Annotated in this window: 23 protein-coding genes and 1 tRNA gene; 19 read left to right on the top strand and 5 right to left on the bottom strand. The window is 30.2% G+C overall.

Going from position 1 to position 25,486, the window contains the following annotated elements; translation table 11 throughout:
* The 5 genes from V7R38_RS06010 to murI all read left to right on the top strand — a co-directional run bounded on the left by V7R38_RS06010 (window position 1) and on the right by murI (window position 5,576).
* On the top strand, window positions 1-744 hold the full coding sequence (locus tag V7R38_RS06010; protein WP_015481196.1) for an isoprenyl transferase: 744 nt from the start codon (window positions 1-3) through the stop codon (window positions 742-744).
* Window positions 713-3,283 carry an outer membrane protein assembly factor BamA gene (gene bamA, locus V7R38_RS06005; protein ID WP_334056668.1) on the top strand — a complete coding sequence of 857 codons (2,571 nt, stop codon included), beginning with the start codon at window positions 713-715 and terminating at the stop codon, window positions 3,281-3,283. Before V7R38_RS06010 ends, bamA begins: the two co-directional genes overlap by 32 nt.
* A gap of 65 nt (window positions 3,284-3,348) precedes the next feature.
* Window positions 3,349-4,173, top strand: coding sequence for an OmpH family outer membrane protein (locus V7R38_RS06000; RefSeq protein ID WP_334056667.1), 825 nt, complete (start codon window positions 3,349-3,351; stop codon window positions 4,171-4,173).
* A gap of 38 nt (window positions 4,174-4,211) precedes the next feature.
* Window positions 4,212-4,718, top strand: coding sequence for an OmpH family outer membrane protein (locus tag V7R38_RS05995; RefSeq protein WP_015481199.1), 507 nt, complete (start codon window positions 4,212-4,214; stop codon window positions 4,716-4,718).
* Window positions 4,719-4,784: 66 nt separating this feature from the next.
* On the top strand, window positions 4,785-5,576 hold the full coding sequence (murI, locus tag V7R38_RS05990) for a glutamate racemase (RefSeq protein WP_334056665.1): 792 nt from the start codon (window positions 4,785-4,787) through the stop codon (window positions 5,574-5,576).
* Here the strand turns inward: murI and V7R38_RS05985 are convergent.
* A complete protein-coding gene (locus tag V7R38_RS05985) occupies window positions 5,573-6,556 on the bottom strand; it encodes a PorP/SprF family type IX secretion system membrane protein (protein ID WP_334056663.1) in 984 nt (327 codons plus the stop codon). The genes murI and V7R38_RS05985 overlap by 4 nt on opposite strands.
* A 175-nt stretch (window positions 6,557-6,731) precedes the next feature.
* The gene (locus V7R38_RS05980) at window positions 6,732-7,508 is read right to left on the bottom strand and encodes an XRE family transcriptional regulator (protein ID WP_334056661.1); all 777 of its coding nucleotides are present in this window, start codon (window positions 7,506-7,508) and stop codon (window positions 6,732-6,734) included.
* 52 nt (window positions 7,509-7,560) lie between these two features.
* Here V7R38_RS05980 and dinB point away from each other — a divergent pair, with 52 nt between their 5' ends.
* The 6 genes from dinB (at window position 7,561) to V7R38_RS05950 (ending at window position 14,984) form a co-directional block, all read left to right on the top strand.
* The gene (gene dinB / locus V7R38_RS05975; RefSeq protein ID WP_334056659.1) at window positions 7,561-8,775 is read left to right on the top strand and encodes a DNA polymerase IV; all 1,215 of its coding nucleotides are present in this window, start codon (window positions 7,561-7,563) and stop codon (window positions 8,773-8,775) included.
* 3 nt (window positions 8,776-8,778) lie between these two features.
* Window positions 8,779-11,802, top strand: coding sequence for a DNA polymerase III subunit alpha (locus V7R38_RS05970; RefSeq protein ID WP_334056657.1), 3,024 nt, complete (start codon window positions 8,779-8,781; stop codon window positions 11,800-11,802).
* Window positions 11,803-11,880: 78 nt separating this feature from the next.
* Window positions 11,881-12,345 (top strand): hypothetical protein, encoded by a 465-nt coding sequence (locus V7R38_RS05965; protein WP_334056655.1) that lies wholly within the window; start codon window positions 11,881-11,883, stop codon window positions 12,343-12,345.
* Window positions 12,346-12,489: 144 nt separating this feature from the next.
* Window positions 12,490-13,104 (top strand): YiiX/YebB-like N1pC/P60 family cysteine hydrolase, encoded by a 615-nt coding sequence (locus V7R38_RS05960; RefSeq protein WP_334056654.1) that lies wholly within the window; start codon window positions 12,490-12,492, stop codon window positions 13,102-13,104.
* Entirely contained in the window at window positions 13,091-14,194 is a 1,104-nt protein-coding gene (locus V7R38_RS05955; protein WP_334056653.1) for a serine hydrolase domain-containing protein, read from the top strand. The genes V7R38_RS05960 and V7R38_RS05955 overlap by 14 nt, the downstream gene beginning before the upstream one ends.
* Before the next feature lie 355 nt (window positions 14,195-14,549).
* A complete protein-coding gene (locus V7R38_RS05950; protein ID WP_334056651.1) occupies window positions 14,550-14,984 on the top strand; it encodes a cupin domain-containing protein in 435 nt (144 codons plus the stop codon).
* 82 nt (window positions 14,985-15,066) lie between these two features.
* On the opposite strand, the gene V7R38_RS05945 is transcribed toward V7R38_RS05950, so the two are convergent.
* Window positions 15,067-15,139, bottom strand: a tRNA-Met gene (locus tag V7R38_RS05945).
* A gap of 111 nt (window positions 15,140-15,250) precedes the next feature.
* On the opposite strand from V7R38_RS05945, the gene era reads away from it, so the two are divergent.
* The gene (gene era, locus V7R38_RS05940; RefSeq protein WP_015481234.1) at window positions 15,251-16,132 is read left to right on the top strand and encodes a GTPase Era; all 882 of its coding nucleotides are present in this window, start codon (window positions 15,251-15,253) and stop codon (window positions 16,130-16,132) included.
* Window positions 16,133-16,134: 2 nt separating this feature from the next.
* Here era and V7R38_RS05935 read toward each other — a convergent pair whose 3' ends face one another.
* A complete protein-coding gene (locus tag V7R38_RS05935) occupies window positions 16,135-16,863 on the bottom strand; it encodes an SIMPL domain-containing protein (RefSeq protein WP_334056649.1) in 729 nt (242 codons plus the stop codon).
* An 82-nt stretch (window positions 16,864-16,945) separates the two neighbouring features.
* Between V7R38_RS05935 and der the strand changes: the two genes are divergently transcribed.
* Both der and V7R38_RS05925 read left to right on the top strand, forming a co-directional pair.
* A complete protein-coding gene (gene der, locus V7R38_RS05930) occupies window positions 16,946-18,256 on the top strand; it encodes a ribosome biogenesis GTPase Der (RefSeq protein ID WP_015481236.1) in 1,311 nt (436 codons plus the stop codon).
* 74 nt (window positions 18,257-18,330) lie between these two features.
* Complete coding sequence (locus V7R38_RS05925) at window positions 18,331-20,718, top strand: GAF domain-containing protein (RefSeq protein WP_334056645.1); 2,388 nt, start codon at window positions 18,331-18,333, stop codon at window positions 20,716-20,718.
* Here the strand turns inward: V7R38_RS05925 and V7R38_RS05920 are convergent.
* Entirely contained in the window at window positions 20,715-21,917 is a 1,203-nt protein-coding gene (locus V7R38_RS05920) for a Pycsar system effector family protein (protein WP_015481238.1), read from the bottom strand. The two genes, V7R38_RS05925 and V7R38_RS05920, sit on opposite strands and share 4 nt — an antisense overlap.
* A 165-nt stretch (window positions 21,918-22,082) precedes the next feature.
* On the opposite strand from V7R38_RS05920, the gene msrB reads away from it, so the two are divergent.
* From msrB to V7R38_RS05895, 5 genes are read left to right on the top strand one after another with little or no spacing between them, the layout of a single operon-like run.
* Window positions 22,083-22,535: a peptide-methionine (R)-S-oxide reductase MsrB gene (gene msrB / locus V7R38_RS05915; protein WP_334056642.1), complete on the top strand. Its 453-nt coding sequence runs from the start codon at window positions 22,083-22,085 to the stop codon at window positions 22,533-22,535.
* Window positions 22,528-23,064: a peptide-methionine (S)-S-oxide reductase MsrA gene (gene msrA / locus V7R38_RS05910; protein WP_334056640.1), complete on the top strand. Its 537-nt coding sequence runs from the start codon at window positions 22,528-22,530 to the stop codon at window positions 23,062-23,064. Before msrB ends, msrA begins: the two co-directional genes overlap by 8 nt.
* Window positions 23,061-24,617 carry a protein adenylyltransferase SelO gene (locus V7R38_RS05905; RefSeq protein ID WP_334056638.1) on the top strand — a complete coding sequence of 519 codons (1,557 nt, stop codon included), beginning with the start codon at window positions 23,061-23,063 and terminating at the stop codon, window positions 24,615-24,617. Before msrA ends, V7R38_RS05905 begins: the two co-directional genes overlap by 4 nt.
* Window positions 24,618-24,633: 16 nt before the next feature.
* On the top strand, window positions 24,634-24,915 hold the full coding sequence (locus V7R38_RS05900) for a DUF427 domain-containing protein (protein WP_334056635.1): 282 nt from the start codon (window positions 24,634-24,636) through the stop codon (window positions 24,913-24,915).
* A gap of 6 nt (window positions 24,916-24,921) precedes the next feature.
* Window positions 24,922-25,416, top strand: coding sequence for a peptide-methionine (S)-S-oxide reductase (locus V7R38_RS05895; RefSeq protein ID WP_334056633.1), 495 nt, complete (start codon window positions 24,922-24,924; stop codon window positions 25,414-25,416).
* The last annotated feature ends 70 nt before the right edge of the window (window positions 25,417-25,486 follow it).

Raw genomic sequence — 25,486 nt, 5'->3', positions numbered from 1 at the left:
ATGGATAAAAAACTACACATTGATTTACTGAAAACACCAAAGCATGTTGCCATAATTATGGATGGTAATGGACGTTGGGCAAAAGGTAAAGGAATGAATAGAATTTTTGGTCATAGAAATGCCTTAACTGCTGTAAGAGAGTCTGTAAAAGCAGCCTCACAAGTTAATGTAGAAGCCATTACTTTATACGCATTTTCTACAGAAAACTGGAACAGACCCAAACTAGAAGTAGATGCTTTAATGAGTTTATTAATAAACTCATTAAAAAAAGAACTACCCGAATTTATGAAACAAGGAGTTAAAGTTAACTCAATTGGTTCTATAGATAATTTACCCAGTAAAGCACAAAAAGTTTTAAAAGATGTTATTTTTGAAACCAGAAATAACACAGATATTGTATTAACCTTTGCACTAAGCTATGGCTCTAGAGAAGAAATTGTTAATGCAATCAAAAACATATCTAAAAAAGTTGTTAATAAAGAACTTAATTTAGAAAAAATAGATGAAAATACTATAAATAATCATTTATATACATTTAATTTGCCCGATGTTGATTTAATGATAAGAACTAGTGGAGAACAACGCATTAGTAACTTTTTATTATGGCAAATGGCGTATGCTGAACTATATTTTACAAATGTACTTTGGCCAGATTTTAGACAAGAACATTTCTATGATGCCATCATAGAATATCAGAACAGAGAAAGACGATTTGGAAAAACAAGCGAACAAATTACAGAGTAAATTTTACACAAAATTATTTTCTGTTGCACTAGTGCTATTTGCACTATTTTTTGGTTTTAGTGCTAATGCACAAACACAAAATGATTCTATAGCTAAGAATAATACTGCCTTTGAAAAAGGTAAAGAATATATTTTAGGAGGCATTTCTGTAACTGGCCTAGTTAAATTTAGCGAAGAAACTGTAAAAGTATTTACAGGTTTAAGAAATGGCCAAATCATTAAATTACCAGGAGACAAACTTACGAGTGCCATTAAAAAACTTTACGAAAGTAAGCAGTTTAGTAACGTAGATGTTTACTTGGCAAAATTAGATGGCAATACAGTTTATTTGCAGTTTGATGTACAAGAACTACCAATGCTTAAAGATGTTTCTATTGTTGGGGTAAAAAAATCTAAAGCCAAAGAATTATTAAAAGAAGCCGAATTAAAAGAAGGTGCCATGGTTACAGACAACCTGGTGGTTACCACAAAAAATTACTTCACTAAAAAATACACAGATAAAGGATTCTTAAAAACCAAAGTAACTTTAGATACCAGAAAAGATTCTTCAGACATTAATGTGGTAAACATGAATGTTTTTATTGATAAAGGCTCTAAAATCAAAATTAAAAACATCAACTTTACTGGAAACGAGGCTTTATCAGATAAAAAATTAAAAAAAGCAATGAGCAATACCAAAGAGAAATTTTTGGGACGTTTTTGGAAAGGATCTAAGTATATAGAAGATGAATATCAAGAAGACTTAGAAAGCATTTTAGACAGATACAGCAGATTAGGGTATAGAGATGCCAGAATTTTAAGTGAAGGTATTTCTTGGAACGATGACAACACCATAGATATTAATATTGAGTTAGAAGAAGGTAAACAATACAGATTCTCAGAAATTGTTTTTGTTGGTAACAAAGAATATACTGATGATGAATTGATGAAAGTGCTAAGAATTGACAAAGGTGATGTTTACAATGGTGCTGTTTTAAAAGAAAGAGTAAAAGGTGATGGTTCACCAACATCAGAAGATCTTTCTACACTTTACCAAGATAGTGGTTTTCTTTTCTCTCAAGTAAATGCTGTAGAAACCAAAGTAGAAAACGATTCTATTACAGTAGAAATTAGAATTCGTGAAGATGAAAAAGCACGTATTCGAAAGGTTACAGTTTCTGGAAATGACAAAACAAACGATCATGTTATCTTTAGAGAGTTAAGAGTAAAACCAGGCGATTTATTTAGTAGAAGTAACATTATACGTTCTATTCGTGAAATTGGTCAGTTAGGTTTCTTTGATCAAAATGTAACTCCAGATGTTGTTCCAGATTACACTAATAAAACTGCAGATATTAACTTTAATGTAGTAGAAAAAGGTGGTAGCCAAATTGAATTGCAAGGTGGTTATGGTGGTGGTTCCTTTATAGGTACTTTAGGGTTATCATTCAACAATTTCTCTATTAAAAATATCTTTAAAAAAGAAGCATACACTCCTTTACCAATGGGAGATGGTCAAAGCTTATCTTTACGTTTACAATCAAGTAGAACGTTTAATACTTATAGTTTTTCGTTTACAGAACCTTGGTTAGGAGGTAGAAAACCAAAATCGTTATCATTCTCTGTTTATTCATCAAATCAATTTCAATTAGATCCTCAAACTTTTCAAGTTGATAGAGATCGTAGTTTAGGAATTATTGGGGCATCTATTGGTTTAGGACAACGTTTAAAATGGCCAGATGATTATTTTCAACTTTCACAAACCATCAGTTACCAAAGTTTTAACTTAGATAACTACGGCTTTAGAGTTGGTGCTAATGTACTAGATAATGGTACTTTAAATAACTTATCATACAGCGCAACTATATCTAGAAACTCTGCAGGACCAAGTTTAATTTTCCCTACTTACGGATCTGAATTCTCTTTTGGTGTAAAAGCAACTTTTCCTTACTCATTAGTAAATAATAAAGACTATTCTATTGATAGTGGATTGAGCCAAGAAGAAACAAATGCACAAATTGCAGAAAAATACAAGTGGTTAGAATATTATAAATTAAGCGCTAAAGGTAAATGGTACACTTCATTTACAGACAAATTAGTATTAATGACAAATGCAGAAATGGGATTCTTAGGTTACTATAATTCTGATGTAGGTTTATCACCATTTGAAAGATACTTTGTGGGTGGAGATGGTATTGCCGTTTTTCAATTAGATGGTAGAGAAGTTGTAGGTTTAAGAGGTTATGAAAACAACCAATTATCTCCATTAGAAGGTGGTTCTATTTATAACAAATTTCAATTAGAATTAAGATATTCTATTACAGATGCACCTTCTGCCTCTATTTATACTTTAGGATTTGTAGAAGCTGGTAATTCTTACGACAATTTTCAGTCATTTAATCCGTTTGAATTAAAACGTTCAGCAGGAGTTGGAATAAGAATCTTTATGCCTGCCTTTGGTCTATTAGGTATAGACTTTGCGCATGGATTTGATCCTTTACCAGGATTTACAGAAAAATCGGGCTGGCAAACGCATTTTATCATTGGAAGACAATTCTAAGAAAACAGTACATTTGTAATGTCGAAAGTTTTTTTGGCACGGTTTTTTCTAAATACATTATACAAATGAAAAAAATATTTTTATTAGTCGTTCTTTTATTTAGTGTCACTTCAATCTGGTCACAAAGAAATCAAATTATTGCTTATATGGATATGGAATACATTCTAGAAAATGTTCCAGAATACATTCAAGCGCAAAATACTTTAGATGCCAAAGTTGCCAAATGGAGAAAGAAATTAGATGATCAAGCAAGACATATAGAAGTATTAAAATCTGATTTGGCAAATGAAAAAGCCATTTTAACCAAAGAGTTAATTGAAGAAAAGGAAGAAGAAATTTCAATTAAACAAGTAGAATTAAGAAGGTTAGAATCGCTTTATTTCGGTCCAAATGGAGATTTATTTCTTGTAAGAAAACAATTGGTTAAGCCAATACAAGACCAAGTTTACAATGCTGTACAGAGTATTGCTAAAAGAAAAAACTACGATTTTGTTTTTGAAAAATCTAGTGATTTAGTAATGCTATATTCGAATAAAAAATACGATATTAGCGAACTTGTTTTATCTACCATAGACAGAACAAGATTACAGGAGCAGAAAAAAGAAGAAAGAAACAAGAAAAAAGCTGCGCCTAAGAAAGAAGTAACCAAAGTTCAACAAGAAAAAATAGAGCAAAAAGAAGCGTTACAAAACAAAAAAATTGAAGCTGTAGCTAAGAAAATAGCAGAACAAGAAGCTAAGAAAAAAGAAATAGCAGACAAGAGAAAAGCTTTAATGAAACAAAGAGAAGAAAAAAGAAAACTCTTAAGACAGAAAAAAGAAGAAGCTAGAAAAAAGAAAGAAGAAGAAAAAAAGGAAAAAGAGAAAGAAAAGAACAAAGAAGATAATTAATAACAAGAGACAAGAATAATAATTAAATTAAAACAAGAATGAAAAATTTTAAATCGTTACTATTAATTGCTGTATTTACATTAGGGTTTGGTGGTGTTGCAAATGCACAAAAGATGGGTCATATAGACTTTGAAAAATTAGTAGCTGAAATGCCTGCGACAAAAAAATTAAAATCAGATATTGAAAAGTTAGGTAAAACTTATCAAGACGAAGTTGAAGGTATGGCTAAGAAATTGGATGCTAAAATGAAAAAATACACCCAAGAGCAAAATACACAGACTAAAGAAATAAACGAAATTAGAGCAAAAGAAGTTCAGCAAGAAAATCAAAGATATGAGCAGTTAAGACAAACTGCATATCAAGACATGCAACAAAAGCAAGCTGATGGTTTAAAACCAATTATTGAGAAAGCTCAAAAAGCAATTGAACTTGTAGCTTCTGAAAAAGGTATTTCTTATGTATTTGATGCATCTATGGGTAAAGGACTTTTAGTAAAGAAAGGTGAAGACTTATATGCTGCTGTAAAAGCAAAATTAGGTTTCTAAACATATACCTTATTAAATTATTAAAAAACCTACTTTTAAAGTAGGTTTTTTTATTTTTACAATAGTATGAAAGCAAATCAAAATCCTATTGGTTTTTTTGACTCTGGTATTGGTGGCACCTCTATTTGGAAAGAAGTCACAGCACTCTTACCTAATGAAAGTACCATTTATTTATCAGACAGTAAAAACGCACCTTATGGCACTAAAAATAAAGATTCCATTCTTGATTTAGCTATCAAAAACACCGAATTTTTGCTTAATAAAAATTGCAAACTAATTGTGGTTGCTTGTAACACTGCAACTACAAATGCTATTGATTATCTAAGAGCAAATTATAAGATACCATTTATTGGTATAGAGCCAGCCATAAAACCTGCTGCACTTAAAACAAAAACTAAGAGAATTGGTATACTTGCTACAAAAGGCACTTTAAATAGTGCTTTATTTGAGAAAACAGCAAGCACAATAGATCAACAGATTATTGTAAAGGAAACTATTGGAACTGGTTTGGTAGAACTCATAGAAGAAGGGGAAATAGCTTCTAAAGAAATGGAGCAACTTTTAGCCAGTTACATAAATCCTTTAGTGAAAGAAAATATAGATTGTTTGGTTTTAGGTTGCACACACTACCCCTATTTAATTCCTGCTATTCAAAAAATTACAGGCAATCAATTAGAAATTATAGATTCTGGCCAAGCAGTAGCCAAGCAAACCAAGGCCATTTTACAACAACATAATTTAATGCATAATGGTTCAGCTTCTGCAAAGCATGAGTTTTACATCAATAAAGATAAAAGTGTTTTAGAAAGAATACTTAGCTCAGTGACTTCAAAAACTATCACAGAAACAGATTTTTAAAATCCGCCAAAAGCAGCATTAATGTTAGGACATGCTGCAGCTCTAGGCTCTCTGGTCCATAAATTTACACCTACAGAAATTTGATGAAAACCAGTGTTTGTTAAAACAGTTTCGTTCATTTGATTCGTGTATGTATATGAGAATAAAAAGTTCTGATAATTGATACCTACGATTGGCGATAAAAACTGAGCATTTTCTATAGCATTTGCATCAAAACCTCTTCTGTAAGACAGTGCTGCCCAAAATTGAGTTTTTGAAAAGTTCTTGTAAGCTTTTAAATTAAAATCTGCAATTCGTTGACCTGTACCTTCTCTAAATTGTAACATTACAGATGGTTCAAACTGTACAAATAAATCTTGGCCAAAATAATATCCTGCAGAAAATATGTAGTTTCTTAAATCTAAAGGTTCTTGAACATTTAGATTGTTCTTAGCTGTAAGTAATAAATTTTTTACGGTAAAATACGATGATAAACCTCCATAATGATAAGCAACACCAAAATCTGCATTGTAGTAACTAGTGCTTTCTACAATCGCAGCAACTGCAGCATCTCCAGTAAAAGTAGTTTGATCTGATTGATTTTGAACAAAGGTAAAAGACAATCCAAATGAAAGCTGATTAAAAAGCCTATCATTACTCATTGGCAAATGGTAAGCATAAGTTGCTTGGACTCCTTTTTGAGAATGGAAACCATTCTTATCATTAAACAGAACCAAACCATAGCCAGCATTAGAATACTCGCCAAATTTAGTGTGAAAACTTAACGTTTGTAATGAAGGTGCATTAGGTATACCTGCCCATTGTTGTCTTGCAGTTAACCTTAATTTACTTGAATTACCAATTCCTGCAGCAGATGGATGAACCAAATACACATTATCAGATAAATAGTCTTGATAAATTGGTAAAGTTTCTTGAGCATTCCCTTTTAATGAGAAAATAAATGCTACCAAAAAGAGAATCCTAAAAGAGAGTAACTTCATTAAAAGCTAAATTATTTTTTTGAATTTCAAATATATTCAATTTAATAAGAATATTTTCTTTATCTATAAAAGTTTAACACAATATAAAACTCTTAAGAAAGGCTTTTATTATAATTTGCTATAAAATGATTTTTCTTACAACCTTTTTGTGTAAATGATAAATAAAACTAACCTTCTATTTTAAGTATTGCTTTTTTAAAGACGATAACTCTACTCCTAAATCTTGAAACATATTTATAATACTGCTAATTTTTAATTCGTGCTCTTCATATTCTTGTGTATTAATGCTACAAGTAAACTTCCATAACTCTAAAACCTCAGAAATTGGTACTTGATATGATTGGTAAGAAGGATTGTCTGGCTTTAACAAAAAACACCCCTTTTCTTCAATAAGGTTTTCTATTCTTTTATAAGTCATACCATCATTTTTAGTTACAATAATATACGAATACCCACTTTTTGCATTTTTAATATCTTCTACAAATTCAGCTACCACATAAGAACCATCTTTCATGGGTAACATAGAATCACCCTTAATAGGAAAAGCCCTATGTTTTCCTGTAGGTAAAAAAGGCAATTTAATTTTTTCTAACTGCTCTATATATTCAGGATCATCATAACCTAACAAATAGCCAGCAGAAGCTTTTGCTGGTATTACTTCTATAAGATTTTCGTTTTCACTATCTACAGTTATTGGAAACAAAACACGCTTATTACCAACCTCTATAAAAGACACATCATTGGCTTTTGTTAAATCGTTTTTTATGATAATGTCAATAGGAATTTTAAAATATTTAGAAAAATCTATCAAAAAATCTATGGTTGGAGACGATCTATTTTCTTCATAAGAGCTTATTCTAGATCTTGTTACAGATAATTCTTCTGCCAAAGCTTCTTGTGTTAACTTTTTAAGATTTCTTAAATGCTTAATGTTTTTTGATAAAATATTCATAATGCTACAATATTGAGCAACAAATGTATGAATTTGTAGCTAATTTTGTAGTGTGAATAAACATATTTTACATCTTGATTTAGATACTTTTTTCGTTTCCTGCGAACGATTGATAGATAGTAGGCTTAAAAAAAAACCGCTTTTAGTTGGTGGTACAGGAGACAGAGGTGTTGTAGCTGCTTGCAGTTATGAAACTAGAGCTTTTGGCATACATTCTGGCATGTCTATGAAAATTGCCAGAAAACTTTGTCCTGAAGCAGCTGTTATTAGAGGTAATACAGGTATTTATTCTAAATACTCAAACCTTGTTACAGAAATTATTAGTGATAAAGTTCCTGTGTTTGAAAAAGCAAGTATTGATGAGTTTTATGCAGATTTATCTGGAATGGATGCCTTTTTTGGGAGCTATAAATATGCATCAGAATTACGTCAGAAAATTATAAAAGAAAGTGGTTTACCTATTTCTTTTGGCTTATCTCAAAATAAAATTGTTTCTAAGGTTGCTACTGGAGAAGCAAAACCCAACAACCAACTTTTAATAAATAAGGGTTTTGAAAAAGACTTTTTGGCTCCTTTATCTATTAAAAAAATTCCTTCTGTTGGTCAAAAAACTTATGAAGTTTTAAGAAATCTAGGGGTAGATAAAGTAAAAGTAATACAAGAAATGCCTTTAGAAATGATGATGAGTGTTTTAGGCAAAAATGGTAAAACCATTTGGAAACGCGCTAATGGTTTAGACAATCCACCAATTGTTACCTATCATGAACGCAAATCATTATCTACTGAAAGAACTTACAATAAAGACACTATAGATGTAAAAAAGCTAAAAGAAACCATTTTTGCAATGGCAGAAAACTTAGCCTATCAACTTAGAAAAGGTAATAAACTAGCCTCTGTTTTTAGTGTAAAAATCAGATATTCAGACTTTAATACATACAGTAAACAAATAAAAATACCTTATACAAGTGCAGATCATATTATAATACCAACCGTTTTAGATTTGTTTCAAAAACTGTATCAAAGACGTTTATTAATACGTTTGGTAGGCGTAAAAGTATCAGATATTGTAAACGGAAATTATCAAATTAATTTATTTGATGATACTCAGCAAATGCTAAACCTATACAATGCTATGGATACTGTTCGTGACAAATATGGTGAGTTAAGTATTATGAGAGCCTCTGCAATGGGTGCAAAAACAATAGGCAGATTTAGCAACCCTTTTAATGGAGAACCTCCATTAGTTTTAGCCCACAGAAAACAATAATGTATGTATTTAAACTGCCATACATATTACTCCTTACGTTTTGGAACCTTTTCTGAAACAGAACTTTTACAACTTGCTGTAAAAAATAATATCAACTGTATTGCACTTACAGATATTAACAACACCTCTGCTTGTATGAACTTTGTACAACAGGCAAAAAAAACAACTATTAAGCCTGTAATTGGTGTAGATTTTAGAAATGGAAATTCGCAACAATTTGTAGCTATTGCTAAAAATAACAAAGGTTTTCAGCAAATTAACGCTTACCTATCTTCTTTTTTAGAGTCGAAAACCAATTTTCCAAACAAGCCAAAATATTTAGCTGATGTTTTTATTGTATATCCTTTTGAGAAAGCTCTAGAGCTTAATTTAACTTCATTTAAAAAGAATGAGTTTGTAGGTGTTTCTGTAGCCGAAATTAACAAACTTCGTTTTTCTTATTTAAACAATTACAAAGATAAAATTGTAATTCAGCAACAAGTTACTGTTCGTAATAAAAAGGATTTTAATGCACATCGTTTACTAAGAGCCATAGATAAAAATATTCTACTAAGTAAATTACCCAAAACCGAAGAATGTTTAGAAACCGATATTATGTTTGCGTATCAAGACTTAAAAAATCATTTTAAAGATTTTGAGAACGTAATACAAAATACAGAAAACCTACTAAACCAGTGTACAATTAACTTTGGCTTTAATGAAAATAGAACCAATCAAAACCTAGAAGTATACACCAATTCTTTTGATGAAGATTGCCAACTATTAAAAAAACTATGTGCAGAAAATTTAAAAAAGAGGTATGCAAATCCTACAGAAAAAGTATATAATCGTCTTGAAAAAGAACTTAAAGTAATTATAGACTTAAAATTTGTATCCTTCTTTTTAATTAATTATGATATTATTTCTTTTGCCAAAAGAAACAACTTTTTTCACGTTGGTAGAGGAAGTGGAGCCAATAGTATTGTTGCCTATATTATTGGCATAACAGATGTAGATCCTATAGAATTAGATTTGTATTTTGAACGTTTTATAAATCCTTTTAGAGCATCTCCTCCAGATTTTGATATCGATTTTTCGTGGAAAGATAGAGACATAGTTACCAATTATATTTTTAATCGTTTTAAAAATGTAGCACTTTTGGCCACCTATGTTACTTTTAAATATAGAGCTGTTGTAAGAGAACTTGGTAAAGTGTTTGGTTTGCCAAAAGAAGAAATAGATAAATTAAGCAAAGGGGTTTCTACGCTTGGTAATTATTCTAGATCTCAAAAACTAGCAAATACTACAAATAACTTAAATAAAGAAAATAAGAGTCAGTTTGATTCTATGGCTCATCTCGTTTTAAAATACGGAAAGTTAATAGAAGGGTTTCCTAATTACGTGAGTGTACATTCTGCAGGAATTTTAATTTTAGACAAACCCATTCATTATTTTTCTGCAACAAGTTTGCCACCAAAAAATTTTCCAACAGTGCAGTTTGATATGAATATTGCAGACGATGTTGGTATTTTTAAATTCGATATTCTTGGTCAGCGTGGTTTGGCAAAAATAAAGGATGCCTTAATTTTAATTAAAGAAAATAATCCTAATGATCCTGAAATAGATATTACAGATATTGAACGTTTTAAGAATGATAAGAACATAAATAACCTCTTAAAAACAGGAGGTGCAATTGGGGCTTATTATGTAGAATCGCCTGCAATGCGTGGTTTAATGCAAAAACTACAAACAGAAGATTATTTAGGTTTGGTTGCTGCAAGCTCTATTATAAGGCCAGGTGTTTCTAGTTCTGGAATGAAAGATGAGTTTATTAAAAGACACAGATACCCTGAACATCGAAAAAATGCAAACCCTATTCTACTTAAAATAATGCCAGAAACATATGGAGTGATGGTTTACCAAGAAGACGTAATGAAGGTTGCCAATCAATTTGCAGATTTAACGTTGGGTGAAGCAGATGTTTTACGAAGAGGCATGAGTGGTAAGTACAGATCTGTGTCAGAATTTAAAGCCGTAGAAAATAAATTTATAGAAAATTGCAGAAAAAAAGGATTTAAAGACGAACTGATCTTTGAGGTTTGGAACCAAATTAAAAGTTTTGCTGGTTATGCTTTTGCTAAAGGGCATTCTGCATCTTATGCTGTAGAAAGTTATCAAAGTTTATTTTTAAAATGCTATTACCCTATTGAGTTTATGACTGCAGTTTTAAATAATGGTGGTGGCTTCTACTCTACAGAACATTACATTCACGAAGCAAAAATGCGTGGAGCAACAATTGAATTGCCTTGTATAAATACTAGCGATCATCCAAACATTGTAAAGGGTAAAACAATCTACTTGGGTTTTGGTTATCTTAAAAATTTAGAACATCTTTTAATAGAGCGTATTTTAAGTAGTCGTCAAACTGAAGGTTTATTTAATTCTTTAGATGATTTTTTAGACAGGGTATCTATATCTATAGAACAACTAACCATTTTAATAAGAATAAATGCTTTTAGGTTTACAAAAAAACCAAAAACAACTTTGTTGTGGGAAGCCACTTTTAGAATTAATGGTACTAAAAAAAACGAGCTGTTGAGTCAAGTGAAACTATTTGTAGTTCAGCATCAAAAATTTAAAATACCAAAATTAGAAAATCATTGGTTAGAAGATGTTTACGACCAATTAGAATTGTTAGATTTTACAACATATAATTATTTTTCTTTGGTTGTAGAAGCATATCATAAACATATAAAGGCAAAAGAAATGCATAAATACGCAGATAAAAATGTACTTCTTTATGGAAAACTTGTAACTACAAGATATAATAAAACGAGTAAGGGTAAATTAATGAGATTAAGTACCTTTATAGATGCAGATGGTAATTATTTTGATGCTGTTCATTTTACAAATGTGGTACACTTATACCCAATAAATGGTATGGGTATTTATGCTTGTTATGGTAAAATTACCAACAGATTTGGCTTTTGTAGTATGAATATTATTAAGTCTAAAAAAATGAGTATTGCTCTAAATCCTCGTTCTTAATATCAATTTCATCATCTCAAATTTTATTCATAAAATTTTTTAACCTATTATGAGTTTACAGTATAGTAAATCAATAAAATGAACAGAAACCTTAATACAAATAAAGCCTTATACTTTGGTCTATTTTTTATGATAGCCACATTTTTTAGCTGTAGTATTCCAACCAACTTTTACATTCAAAACTTAACGAATAAAACTCAGAAAATTAAAATTTATCACGGCTTAAAAAGCGGGACAAATTTAGATGATGTACTATTAAATTCGTTCACCCTTTACTACAGGAATGAAATTATAAATCCTAAAAAATTCAAAGAAATTCAAAATGATTTAACCTTAAATTTTACACAACCTACAGATTCTACATTGGTTGTTTATTTAAAACCAAAGTCTACCACACAAATTGTAAAAACTAATAATTATAGATGGGTAAATTGGTTTATTAAAAGTGTAACTATAGCAAATAACAATATAAACGTTTCGCAACTAAGAGCAGCTTCTAAGAAAATGAAACATGATTATGTTTATATAATTGAAGAACCTTAAGCCAATCATAAAATACTTTTATTTTAGACCAATTCATTAAGGTATTATTTCATAAATTCGATGTTCAAATAACTCATTTAAACCAAAAAAGTGACTAAATTTTCTTTACCCAAACTCCTTTTAATTACTATTAGTATTCTGTTTATGCATTGTACAAATAACAAGCAGTTTCAATTAAATGAAGGTGATTTACTTTTTCAAAATACTGGTACAGACGAAATAGATAATGCTATTAAAGATGTTACAGCTACTGCAATTGCTAAAAACTATTCTCATGTTGGCATTGCAATGCAAGAAAACAACCAATGGTTTGTGGTAGAAGCCATACCTAAAAAAGGCGTTCGTAAAACTCCATTGAATGAATTTTTAGCAAGAAATAAAAATAAAGACAATAAATCTCAAACCACAGTAGCTAGATTAACCAATTACTATGCACCTTATATTTCTAAAGCAATTCAGTATGGTTTAGAAAGGGTAAACACACCCTATGATGAAATTTTTCTATGGGATGATAATTCTTACTACTGCTCTGAATTGGTGTATAAAATGTTCTCATCACAAAACCTCCCTAAAGATTCAGTTCCATTTCTTACACACCCAATGACCTTTAATGATAAATCTGGCAAACCTATGTCTAGTTGGGTTAAATACTATAAAGAACGTAACCATGTAATTCCTGAAGGAATTGAGGGTACAAACCCCAACTTAATGGCCAGTAGTCCTCACCTAATGTTTGTTCATGACTATGAAAAAGAATAGAAAAACAATACTATTTCTTATCCTAAGTTGTGTCTATTTAGTAAGTTACGCTCAACAAAAATATACTTATAAACAGCCCATAGAACTGAATGATGGTTGGAAAACTAACAGCATCATTTCTCAAAAAACAGATACTACTTTAATACACAAAGGATTTACACAGTTATTAAATCGTGAAAATAATATTCATAGTATTTTAGTTATTAAAAATAATGAGCTAATTATCGAAGAATATTACAAAGGTTTTTCGATTAATAAACTTCATGATTTAAGGTCTGTTACTAAAAGTATTGTATCAATTTTATTAGGTATTGCCATTGACAAAAAAATTATTGATTCAGTTGATGACCCAATATCAAAATACCTCAAAAAACCAATTCCTCAAAAAAATATTGACAGCAGAAAAAATGAAATTACCATAAAACATTTAATAACCATGTCTAGTGGTTTAGATTGCAATGATTGGGACAAAACCTCTAAAGGACAAGAAGATAAAGTCTATAAAAAAAGAGATTGGCTACAATACACTTTAGATTTACCTATAATTAATGACCCAGGTACAACAGCAACCTACTGCACAATGGGTGTAATTTTAACAGCAGAATTAATTAGTCAGGCCTCTGGCTTAACCATTGATGAATTTGCACAACAATATTTATTTAACCCGTTAAAAATTGATGATTTTTACTGGAGTCATACTTCTAAAAAGCAAGTTATTTCGTCAGCAAAAAGAGTTTATTTAACCTCTAGAGATTTAGCTAAAATTGGTCAATTGGTAATAAATAAAGGGTCTTGGTATGGCAAGCAAATCGTATCTAAAGATTGGATTGAAGCATCAACCACACCAAAAACCAAAATAACAGGTTTAGATTATGGTTATTTATGGTGGAACATTCCATTTAAAATTAATAACGAAGTTTTACATGCAAAAGTAGCCACAGGAAATGGTGGCCAGTACATTATGGTTTTGCCCTCACTAAATATCGTTGCAATTTTTACTGGAGGAGCTTACAATTCTCAAAACGATAAATTACCATTTGCTATTTTGAATGATATCATTATACCTACTTTTCATCAAGCAAAAGAATAAATTTTAAGTTGGTAGGCGCTATAAAGTTTCCAGAATCACCTATAATCTTTTTATCTTTTTCACTAAATTTGATTGTAAATCAAGCATTTAGTTTATTTTTTTATTAAAAACAAGACAATAAAAAAGTTCAATTTGTTCTGCTTACCAATAATTTGAAGAAGATGCAAAAGTTGTTTTAGAAGAAAGTAAACTGACAGATTTTGTAATTTTAGATAAAAAACCCGCTTAAAGTTAATCAAGAAGATATTAAAGATATAATTGATTTAGAAACCAACAAAGAAAGTAAAAGCTAAAAATTAAATATTATTTAAACCTTAAGGCTTAACTATAAAACATTTATTTAAAGAAAATATAAATGAAAGAACAAGAAATAATTAGAAAAGGAGAAGGAAACAGCTACGATTATTCTCAAGATCATTGTTTTGTTAAACTAGCTTCAACCGAAACAAATGGTGATCTATGCATAGTTGAAGATACATTAAAACCAGGTTTTTACCTTCCTAGACATCATCATAAAATAATGACGGAAGTCTTTTACTTTTTAGAAGGTGAGGTAAAATTGATATTCGATGATGAGACAATAACATGTAAACCAGGAGATACTATTACTGTTCCTCCAAATATTTGGCATGCAGCAAGCTGCGAAAAAGGAGGTAAAATGTTAACTATTTTCAAAAATGGTCAATTTGATTTATATCTAGAAAAACTATCAAAAATGACAGCGAAAGAATTCGCAGATGTTGAATTAATGAAAACTATTTCTGAAGAATTTGATATTTATGAAGAATAAAAACGAATTTCAAACTAAATCTTAAAAACGAAAAAACGGATTGTTCGTAAACAATCCGTTCTATTATTGACTTTAAAAGTAGTAGCGGGAACTGGACTCGAACCAGTGACCTTCGGGTTATGAGCCCGACGAGCTACCTACTGCTCTATCCCGCGATTTGGACTGCAAATATACAACACAAACTAAGTAGAAACCAAACTTTATTTTAATTATTTTTTAATACTGAAAAATTAAAACAAAGATTAAAACTAATTACCTTTGTATTTATGATACATAAAGCAGGATTCGTAAATATAATAGGTAACCCAAACGTTGGTAAATCAACATTAATGAATGCTTTGGTAGGCGAAAAACTATCTATCATTACACCTAAAGCACAAACTACTAGGCACCGTATTTTAGGAATTGTAAACCATGAAGAGTATCAAATTATATTTTCTGATACACCTGGAATTATAAAACCGGCCTACGAATTACAAGCTTCTATGATGGATTTTGTAAAATCTGCTTTTGAAGATGCTGATGTATTAATTTATATGGTTGAAGTAGGAGAAACTGCTTTAAAGAATGAAGCTTTTTTTAACAAAATTATTCATAGTAAAATTCCGGTTATTCTTTTATTGAACAAAATTGACAAATCAAACAAGGAAGAAGTAGACGAGAAGATTGCCTATTGGAGAGAAAAAGTACCCAACTCTTTTGTATATGTGATATCTGCTTTAGAACGGTTTAATGTAGATGCTGTTTTTTATAAAATCATAGAATTGTTACCAGAAAGCCCTCCTTTTTATCCAAAAGATCAGTTAACAGATAAAAATGAACGCTTTTTTGTAAACGAAAAAATCAGAGAAAAAATTCTAACGCATTATAAAAAGGAAATTCCATATTCAGTTGAAGTGGAAACAGAAAGCTTTATTGAAGAAGAAAATATTGTTAGAATTAGGTCTATAATAATGGTGGAAAGAGATACACAAAAAGGAATCATTATTGGCCATAAAGGAACAGCTATAAAAAGGGTTGGTGCAGAAGCACGTAAAGATTTAGAGCGTTTTTTCCAAAAGAAAGTATTTATTGAACTTTACGTGAAAGTAAATAAAAACTGGAGAAGCGATAAAAATCAATTAAAAAGATTTGGGTATCAACAATAAAATTACTCAGACAAATAATCTAACTTCATCGTAATTGAAGCTGTTTTTTCTTTAGAAGATGTATTAAAAGCGCCTCCCCAAGAATAACTTTCGTTCGAATTTTGACCAGTGATTTGGAATATTCCCATTTTCGCAGAAATTAAATCACCCAGTTTACCACCAGAATTATCAGCAATTTTCTCTGCTCTCGCTCTTGCATCTGCAGTAGCTTTAGAAATCATTTCTACTTTTAAATCTGCCAATTTTGTATAATAATACCTTGGTGGTTGAGAGTAGAATTCGATACCCTTGTTTAATAACTCAGTTATTTCTCTAGATATTTTCTCTACAGTTTCTACGTTCTTAGAATCTATTTGTAATGATTGAGTTAAAACATACCCTAAAAACTCATCTCCAGCATATTTGCCATTCACATAAATAGATTTATTATCCTTTCTACTTTGTACTGCTTTAAAAACAATTTCGTTTGCTGTAATTCCTTTAGAAATCAAGTATTCTGTAATAATTTTTTTATCCTTTTCAAGATTGTTATAAGCTTGTTTCAATTGTTTGTTAGTGTTAGAAAAAGAACCTTCCCAAACAATTAAATCTGAAGTAAAATTAGCATTACCCAAACCTGTTACAGAAATATTCCCTTGTCCATTATTTCTATTTATAATGGCATCACCCAATAAATAAGCAGCAATAACTATCGCTATTGAAAACACTACAGAACTAAAACTTTTTTTCATAATTAAGGTATTTAACTGTCTCTAAAAATACAACTAAAAATCTTCGCTTTAATTGTATCTTTGCACCAAATTATTTTAACAAATGAATAGTATTATAGCCATTGTAGGAAGACCAAATGTTGGAAAATCGACTTTATTTAACAGATTGGTTCAAAGAAGAGAAGCTATTGTAGATTCTGTAAGTGGAGTTACAAGAGACAGGCATTATGGAAAATCTGATTGGAATGGAAAAGAATTTTCTGTTATTGATACAGGTGGATATGCTATTGGTTCTGACGATATTTTTGAAGAAGAAATTAGAAAGCAAGTTAAATTAGCAATTGACGAAGCAGATTTAATTGTTTTTGTTGTAGATGTTGAAGATGGTATAACACCAATGGATGCTGAGGTTGCAAAGCTTTTAAGAAAAGTTAAAAAACCAATTTTTACTGCAGTTAATAAAGTTGATAATGCAATGCGTGATGCAGATGCAGTTGAATTTTATAATTTAGGTTTAGGAGACTACCATACAATTTCATCTATTAACGGAAGTGGAACAGGTGAATTATTAGATGCAATAGCAGAAAAAATTCCTGCCCCAGAAGAAGTAGATTTAGAAAAAAAGGAATTACCAAGATTTGCTGTTGTTGGTAGACCAAATGCAGGAAAATCTTCATTTATTAATGCATTAATTGGCGAAGACAGAAATATTGTAACCAATATTGCTGGAACAACAAGAGACTCTATAGATACCAAATATAACAGGTTTGGTTTTGATTTTAATTTAGTAGATACTGCAGGAATTCGTAAAAAATCTAGAGTAAAAGAAGATTTAGAATTCTATTCTGTAATGCGTGCTGTAAGATCTATTGAATATTCTGATGTTATCATTTTAGTAATAGATGCTACTCGTGGTTTTGAAGGCCAAGACCAGAACATATTTTGGCTGGCGGAAAAAAATAGAAAAGGTGTTGTTATTCTAATTAACAAATGGGATTTGGTTGAAAAAGAAACCAATACAATGCGTGATTATGAAGCCAAGGTAAAAGAACAAATTGCACCATTTACAGATGTGCCAATTGTTTTTATATCAGCATTAACCAAACAGCGTTTATTTAAAGCTATCGAAACTGCTGTAGAAGTTTTTGAAAATAGAAAAAACAGAATTCCAACAAGTAAGTTTAATGATGTAATGTTAGAGGTGGTTAAAAACTATCCTCCACCAGCAATTAAAGGTAAGTTTGTTAAAATCAAATACTGTATGCAATTACCTACACAAACTCCTCAGTTTGCGTTTTTCTGTAATTTGCCTCAATATGTTAGAGATCCTTATAGACGTTTTGTAGAAAATAAATTGCGTGAAATTTATAATTTTTCTGGGGTACCAATTACCATCTATTTCAGACAAAAATAAGATGTAATTATATTTTTTGTAACTTAAACTCAAATCAAGCGTCTAAAAGAGTACCATTTTATAATCTTTGAAGCATGAATATCATAAAATCAACTAAAATAGATGATGTAGAGTTGCCATTACAACTCAATATTTCTTTTCAAAAAGTTTTCGTTTTATTTGAAAAATATGCCGAAAATAATTTTGCTCATCACCCATATCATGATGCAGCAAAAAAAATGGTAACGCTCTTTAAAAATCATCCAGAATTAATTGATGGTTTTTCTGATCTTAGTTTGTTAACCAAATATAAAGAACAAATAAACTTACTCTTAGACCCTTTATTTCCTGAACCTTTAAGAACTAATGAAATAAAGGCTGCCAGTATTCCTTTCTCATTTACCTCGTTTAAATTTACAGACAGATTTGAAGATATTATAGAAAATGCAGGTGAAGATTACGAATTAGTTGTTCGTAATTTTGAAGATAATAGCATGTTTGTAATGGCATGTACCTTTATTTTAGGTTTTGTTTATGGTTTTAAAATCGATATAAAAAGACCTTTCTATTTCGATATTCCTGATAAAAAAACAGGAACTATGAAATATTACAGAGCTGCTTTTAATGCCGATTTTTCTGAAGTAATTCCTACAGAAAATGCGCCAGAACTTACTCAAGAAGATTTTAGAGAATTGCTAAATAATTTTGAAAATATAGATTTATGGAAAGAAAAATTTCCACCAAACAGTTATATTTTTAAAGGTTTTGGTATTATTAATTTATTTGATGTTACTGCAGAAGAAATGTTATCTGCAATTAAAGCAAATTTATTGGCAGGTGGAGATCAATTGATTTTTAAACTACAAAACAATTTAAGAGATTTTTATAGCATAAAAGATTTAAGATTAGGTTATTCTATTTTCGACAAAATAAATTCTAAGATTTGCGAAACCATAGTAAACAAATCTAATAGCTTAATTCTTAGCAGTGTAGAAGAAATTAAATGCGATAATTCTTATTTCTGCAATACAATTATGCAGAAAGTTTTTAAGAAACACGAAACATTTATTATTTCAGATATTGATGAATATGGAGCAAATACAGGTAAAAATCCCTTTTATCAAAACCTATATGATTCAGGTATAAAGAGTATTATTTTAATACCCATTTTAGCTTCAGGAAAAGGAGATTTGGCATTATTAGAAATTGCTTCACCAAGAGCCTACGATTTAAATTCAGTAAATATCAACAAGCTGAAAGATATTATTCCTGTTTTTGAGGCAGCTGTAAAAAGATCTTCAGAAGAGCGTCAAAATGTTCTGGAGGCTACCATTCAAGAGAATTACACTTCAATACATAGTGCTGTAAAATGGCGTTTTTATGAAGCTGTAGAAAAATTTCATGTAGAATCTCAAACTAACGAGAATGCAAAGTTAGATGAAATTATTTTTGATGATGTTTATCCCATATTTGGACAGAGTGATATTAAAGGTAGTTCAGATGCTAGAAATGAAGCTATTCAAGAAGACCTAATTACACAACTTTCCTTAGCTATAGATGTACTAGAACATGCTTGCAAAAGAGAAGCATTACCTATTTACAAAGAACTTATGTTTAGAATAAACACGTTCTTAAAAGAGGTAAAAAGTGAACTTAATGCTGGTGATGAAATAAATATATTAGAGTTTTTAAAGCGTGAAATCTATCCTGTTTTTAATCATATAAAAGACATTAATAAAGAGCTTTCTAAAAAAGTAAACACTTACATGAATCGTTTGGATCCAGATTTAGGTGTGGTTTACGAAAAAAGAAAAGAGTATGAGAAAAGTGTAAATCGTTTAAATGATAAACTTTCTAGATATTTAGATTTAAAACAAAAAGAAGCTCAAAAAATGTATCCTCATTACTTTGAAAGATACAAAACAGATGGTGTTGAGTTTAATATTTACATTGGGCAATCTATCACCAAAGAAGATACTTTTGATGATATTTACCTATACAACCTTCGTTTATGGCAACTACAAACCATGTGCGAAATGGAAAATATTGCCTACAGTGAACTTTCTAAAATGAAGCAAGAACTTAGAGTGGCTTCTTTAATTTTAGTACATAGCAACCCTATGGCTATTAAATTTAGGATGGATGAAAAGCAGTTTGATGTTGATGGAGCTTATAACATTCGTTATGAAATCATCAAAAAACGAATTGACAAAGCGTACATTAAAAACACTGAAGATAGATTAACAGTTCCTGGTAAAATTGCCATTGTTTACTCACAAGACAAAGATGCTTTAGAATACATAAAGTACATTAATTTCTTACAATCTAGAAATCAATTGGGTAAATTAGAGTTCTTAGAATTAGAGGAATTACAAGGTGCTACAGGCCTAAAAGCACTTCGTGTTGAAGTAATTTATCAAGAAAATTTTGACGCCAAAAAAGTAATTACCTTTAATGATTTAATTAAAGAAATAGAATCTTAAGGAGCTATTTCCTGAAATGAAAACGATACTGCAAACGCAATTACACTAACTATAATACCTGTCATAAAAACAGTGTAGGTAATTCTTAGTATTTTATATTTCCTGTTCAGAACCAAACCTAAATAGTATAAATCTTTGGTTAATGAACCATAAAGATAATCTCTATCTTGCATCATTTCAGATATTCCCCATTCAAAATCATCTAATTTCATTTGATGAAAATTACCAAAGAACAATAGGTTTACCTTTCTTTTAGCAACATCTTCTTTGGTAAACTTGCCCTCTGTTACATTAGGTCTAGTAGCCAAGATTGATAAAATTATAGAGATTACAGTAAACCCAACAAATATAATTGTTGGCACAAATAAATGCGAGTTTGAAGGATTGTCTAACTTTGGCAATAAACTAGAAAGTGCCAAAGAAACTATAATGGCATTTACAGATAGTAAAATATTGGCTTTGGTATCTGCAATATCACTTAAAGTAATGTGGTTTCTTAGAGCTACCCTAAACATTGTTTCTACACCTCTTTCAGGTACAATACTTTTATTTTTCTTAAGATCTAAAGCCTCTTTCTTTTGTTTAAACTTTTTATTCTCTTTTTTTAACTTCTTTTGATTTTTTAAAAGTTTGGCTAAATTTTTATCTTTTGGCTTGCTCCAATTTCTTAGTGCAAACTCAGTATAATATCTATGTTTCTGAGTAAAAAAAGCAAGATTTAAAGTAATCCATTCTTTATTACTGTAGGTTTTTTCTAACACCAATTCCCACTCTTTTCTCAATAAAGAAGTATAATCAAAAAAGTTACCTGAAGCTAAATGTGCAGAATCTGCATCTCTTAAAACCTCTTCTAATTTATTTTTAGGAATCGAATTCATTCTAGTAGCAAGAATAAGCTCACCAATAGCAGTTATTCGCTCCTCGTTAAATTTGTGCGATTTTAAAAATTCTGAGGCAATTTTAATACTTTCCTCTTCATGATTTTCATCACTTACAGTAAAGCCAACATCATGAAACCAAGCAGCAATAACCAAATTTTCTAAATCATCTCCTTTAATATCAGAATCTTCAGAAATTTCTATAGTTTTCTCAACAACTCTTTGAGTATGAGATAAATTATGATAAACATAATTGGCATGTAATTTCTCACTCAATAAATTGTAAACAAATTTCTCTACTTCATTAATAACGTTGTTCATGCTAAAATTTTTATCAAAAATAAACAAATAATTTTGCTTTTTAACCTCTTCATTTTATCGTAAATTTATAGAAGTTAATTCTATACTTAAATCCGTTTTCAATTGTAATTTTTTAAGTGTTTAAACGACTATTTTTAAGAAAGATTTTAAAAGAAAATAATTTATATGCTTACTTGGAAAGATATTATACATTTTGCTACCAAAGGAAACCCAACTCCAGAGAAAAGAGTTGAAAAATCAGAGGCAGAATGGAAAGAAATTTTAACTGCAGAACAGTTTAGAATAACACGATTAAAAGGTACAGAAAGACCTCATACAGGCGAATTATGTTCTATTTATGATGAAGGCCAATACAATTGTGTGTGTTGCAATACACCTCTTTTTGACTCTACCATAAAATACGAATCGAGTTCTGGTTGGCCTAGTTTTACTCAACCTATTCAAGAAAATGCAATTCAGTACGTAAAAGATACCACATTTGGTATGGTTAGAGTAGAAGTTTTATGCAATACTTGCGATGCTCATTTGGGGCATATTTTTCCTGATGGACCAGAACCAAGTGGTTTGCGTTATTGCATAAATTCTGAATCTATGAAATTAGAAAAAAACAATGAGTAAAGATATTAGAATAGCCACAGTTGGTGGTGGATGTTTTTGGTGCACAGAAGCCGTTTTTATGGAAGTTAAAGGCGTAGAAAAAGTAGTATCTGGTTATGCAGGTGGTAATGCACCTGGCAAACCTACTTATAGAGAAATCTGTTCTGGGTTAACTGGTCATGCAGAAGTAATTCAAATTACCTATGATGCAAATGTTATTTCGTTCGAAGATATTTTAGTAATTTTTATGACAACTCATGACCCTACAACATTAAACAGACAAGGTGCAGATAGAGGTACGCAATACAGATCTGTTATTTTTTACCATGATGAAAATCAGCAAAAAATTGCAGAAGAAGTTTTAAAGCAATTACAAGTTTATTTTGATGATAAAATAGTTACAGAACTTAGTCCTTTGCCAATATTTTATGAGGCAGAGCAAGAACATCAAGATTTTTATAAAAACAACCAAGGTTATGGCTATTGCACTTATGTAATAGAACCAAAGTTAGCGAAACTTAGAAAATTACACGCAGATAAATTAGCATGAAATTAAACCTGAAACATATTTTTTTAAATGAATTACCAGCAGATAGTATTCTAGAAAATACTAGAAGACAAGTTTCAGATGCTGTATATTCTTTTGTAAATCCAAAAAAAACACAGCAACCTGAGATACTTCATGTATCTCAAGAAATGGCAAATGAACTGGGTATTACACAAAAAGAAACCAAAAAGACCTTATTTAAAAAAATATTTACAGGTAATGAAGTATACCCAAATACAAAGCCTTATGCTATGTGTTATGGAGGTCATCAGTTTGGAAATTGGGCAGGTCAATTAGGTGATGGTAGAGCCATTAATTTGTTTGAAGTAGAACATGATAATAAAAATTGGAAAGTACAATTAAAAGGTGCTGGTGAAACTCCTTATTCTAGAACTGCAGACGGTTTAGCTGTTTTACGTTCATCAATTAGAGAATATTTATGTGCAGAAGCCATGTATCATTTAGGAGTACCGACAACCAGATCTTTATCTTTGGCCTTATCTGGAGACGATGTTTTAAGAGATGTTATGTATGATGGAAATCCTGCTTATGAAAAAGGCGCCATTGTTTCTAGAATATCTCCATCATTTTTACGCTTTGGAAATTTCGAAATATTTGCCTCAAGAAATGATATTAAAAATCTTAAAATTCTAACAGATTATACTATAAAACATCATTTTTCTCATTTAGGAAATCCTTTTAAAGAAACCTATATTCAATTTTTTGGTGAAGTCGCAGATCGAACTTTAAACATGATTATTGATTGGCAAAGAGTAGGTTTTGTTCATGGAGTTATGAATACAGACAACATGTCTATCTTAGGATTAACCATAGATTACGGACCTTATGGTTGGCTAGAAGGTTTCGATTTTGGCTGGACACCAAATACTACAGACAGACAAAATAAACGCTATAGATATGGAAATCAGCCTAATATTGGTTTATGGAATTTGTATCAACTTGCTAATGCTTTATATCCTTTAATAGAAGATGCTTCTCCTTTAGAGGCTATTTTGAATAAATACAAGACAGATTTTGAAAGAAAATCTTTACAAATGATGAAAAGTAAATTAGGGCTTTTTGTTGTTGATGAAGATGATTTAAAATTGATACAAGAATTAGAAGATAATTTACAATTAGTAGAAACAGACATGACGATTTTCTTTAGAAATTTAAGTAATTTTTCTAGTTCTAAAGAAGGTTTCAAAATTATCGAAGATGCATTTTATGATTTAGAAAGTATTTCTGATGATGTAAAAATCAGATGGAATAGCTGGTTCAAAAAATATGAAGATAGATTAGCCATTGAAAGAGTTCCTTTTGATGAACGTAAAGAAAAAATGGATGCCATAAATCCGAAATATGTATTAAGAAATTATATGGCACAGCTAGCTATTGATACTGCAAACAATAAAGATTACAGCTTAATTAATGAGTTATTTGAACTATTAAAAAAACCATATTCAGAACAACCAAATTATGAAAAATGGTTTGCAAAAAGACCTGAATGGGCTAGAGATAAAGTAGGTTGTTCAATGTTATCTTGTAGCTCTTAACCTAAACTAAATAATTATGAAAGCAATTTGGAATAACGAAATAATAGCAGAAAGTAATGCAACAGTAGTTGTGGAGAATAATCATTATTTTCCTGAAAATAGTATAAAAAAGGAGTTCTTTATACCAAGTAAAACTAGAACCACTTGTCCTTGGAAAGGTGAAGCCTCTTACTACACTTTAGTCGTTAATGGTAAAGAGAATAAAGATGCAGCTTGGTTTTATGGGCGTCCTTTTGAGGCTGCAAATAATATTAAGAATCATGTAGCTTTTTGGAAAGGCGTAAAAGTTACAGAATAACTACATATGCAAACCATTAAAATTGCTTTTGGTGGTGGCTGTCACTGGTGTACAGAAGCTGTTTTTCAATCTTTACCAGGGGTGGCTGAAGTAAATCAAGGTTGGGTTGCTTCAACAAATAAAAATAACACATTTTCAGAGGCTGTAATTGTACATTTTAATCCTTTAGAAATTAATTTAAAAGATCTAATTTCAATTCATTTAGCCACTCATAAAAGCACCAGCAATCATTCTATGAGAAAGAAGTATAGATCTGCTATTTATGTATTTTCTAATCAGCAAAAAACAGAAAGCGAAAATATTCTAACTGAAATTCAAGAAAATACAGCAAGTCAAATCATCACTCAGATTTTACCTTTCTCCAAGTTTAAACCTTCTGAAAATCAGTTTCAGAACTATTACAAGAAGAATCCTCAAAAACCCTTCTGTCAGAAATATATCTTACCAAAATTAGAACTCATTTCCAATCAGTTTGCTGCTAATGCTATTGTAAAAAATTAGAAATTATTTTTTTAAAATTATTTACTGTAACTTTAGGTACCATAAACTTGTATTAAATAGTTTATCACAA

The sequence above is a fragment of the Polaribacter sp. P097 genome, assembly GCF_036864555.1.
GTDB lineage: Bacteria > Bacteroidota > Bacteroidia > Flavobacteriales > Flavobacteriaceae > Polaribacter.
This window is presented reverse-complemented; position numbering and strand designations above follow the sequence as displayed.

Coding starts and splice junctions, on each gene's coding strand:
- murI (WP_334056665.1), top strand. CDS start 4,785: ATGAAAGCAAATCAAAATCCTATTGGTTTTTTTGACTCTGGTATTGGT.
- V7R38_RS05950 (WP_334056651.1), top strand. CDS start 14,550: ATGAAAGAACAAGAAATAATTAGAAAAGGAGAAGGAAACAGCTACGAT.
- V7R38_RS05980 (WP_334056661.1), bottom strand. CDS start 7,508: ATGAATATTTTATCAAAAAACATTAAGCATTTAAGAAATCTTAAAAAG.
- V7R38_RS05935 (WP_334056649.1), bottom strand. CDS start 16,863: ATGAAAAAAAGTTTTAGTTCTGTAGTGTTTTCAATAGCGATAGTTATT.
- V7R38_RS05970 (WP_334056657.1), top strand. CDS start 8,779: ATGTATTTAAACTGCCATACATATTACTCCTTACGTTTTGGAACCTTT.
- V7R38_RS05900 (WP_334056635.1), top strand. CDS start 24,634: ATGAAAGCAATTTGGAATAACGAAATAATAGCAGAAAGTAATGCAACA.
- V7R38_RS05955 (WP_334056653.1), top strand. CDS start 13,091: ATGAAAAAGAATAGAAAAACAATACTATTTCTTATCCTAAGTTGTGTC.
- era (WP_015481234.1), top strand. CDS start 15,251: ATGATACATAAAGCAGGATTCGTAAATATAATAGGTAACCCAAACGTT.
- V7R38_RS05965 (WP_334056655.1), top strand. CDS start 11,881: ATGAACAGAAACCTTAATACAAATAAAGCCTTATACTTTGGTCTATTT.
- V7R38_RS05985 (WP_334056663.1), bottom strand. CDS start 6,556: ATGAAGTTACTCTCTTTTAGGATTCTCTTTTTGGTAGCATTTATTTTC.
- V7R38_RS05905 (WP_334056638.1), top strand. CDS start 23,061: ATGAAATTAAACCTGAAACATATTTTTTTAAATGAATTACCAGCAGAT.
- msrA (WP_334056640.1), top strand. CDS start 22,528: ATGAGTAAAGATATTAGAATAGCCACAGTTGGTGGTGGATGTTTTTGG.
- V7R38_RS05995 (WP_015481199.1), top strand. CDS start 4,212: ATGAAAAATTTTAAATCGTTACTATTAATTGCTGTATTTACATTAGGG.
- V7R38_RS05925 (WP_334056645.1), top strand. CDS start 18,331: ATGAATATCATAAAATCAACTAAAATAGATGATGTAGAGTTGCCATTA.
- V7R38_RS05960 (WP_334056654.1), top strand. CDS start 12,490: ATGCATTGTACAAATAACAAGCAGTTTCAATTAAATGAAGGTGATTTA.
- msrB (WP_334056642.1), top strand. CDS start 22,083: ATGCTTACTTGGAAAGATATTATACATTTTGCTACCAAAGGAAACCCA.
- der (WP_015481236.1), top strand. CDS start 16,946: ATGAATAGTATTATAGCCATTGTAGGAAGACCAAATGTTGGAAAATCG.
- V7R38_RS05895 (WP_334056633.1), top strand. CDS start 24,922: ATGCAAACCATTAAAATTGCTTTTGGTGGTGGCTGTCACTGGTGTACA.
- V7R38_RS05920 (WP_015481238.1), bottom strand. CDS start 21,917: ATGAACAACGTTATTAATGAAGTAGAGAAATTTGTTTACAATTTATTG.
- V7R38_RS06000 (WP_334056667.1), top strand. CDS start 3,349: ATGAAAAAAATATTTTTATTAGTCGTTCTTTTATTTAGTGTCACTTCA.
- V7R38_RS06010 (WP_015481196.1), top strand. CDS start 1: ATGGATAAAAAACTACACATTGATTTACTGAAAACACCAAAGCATGTT.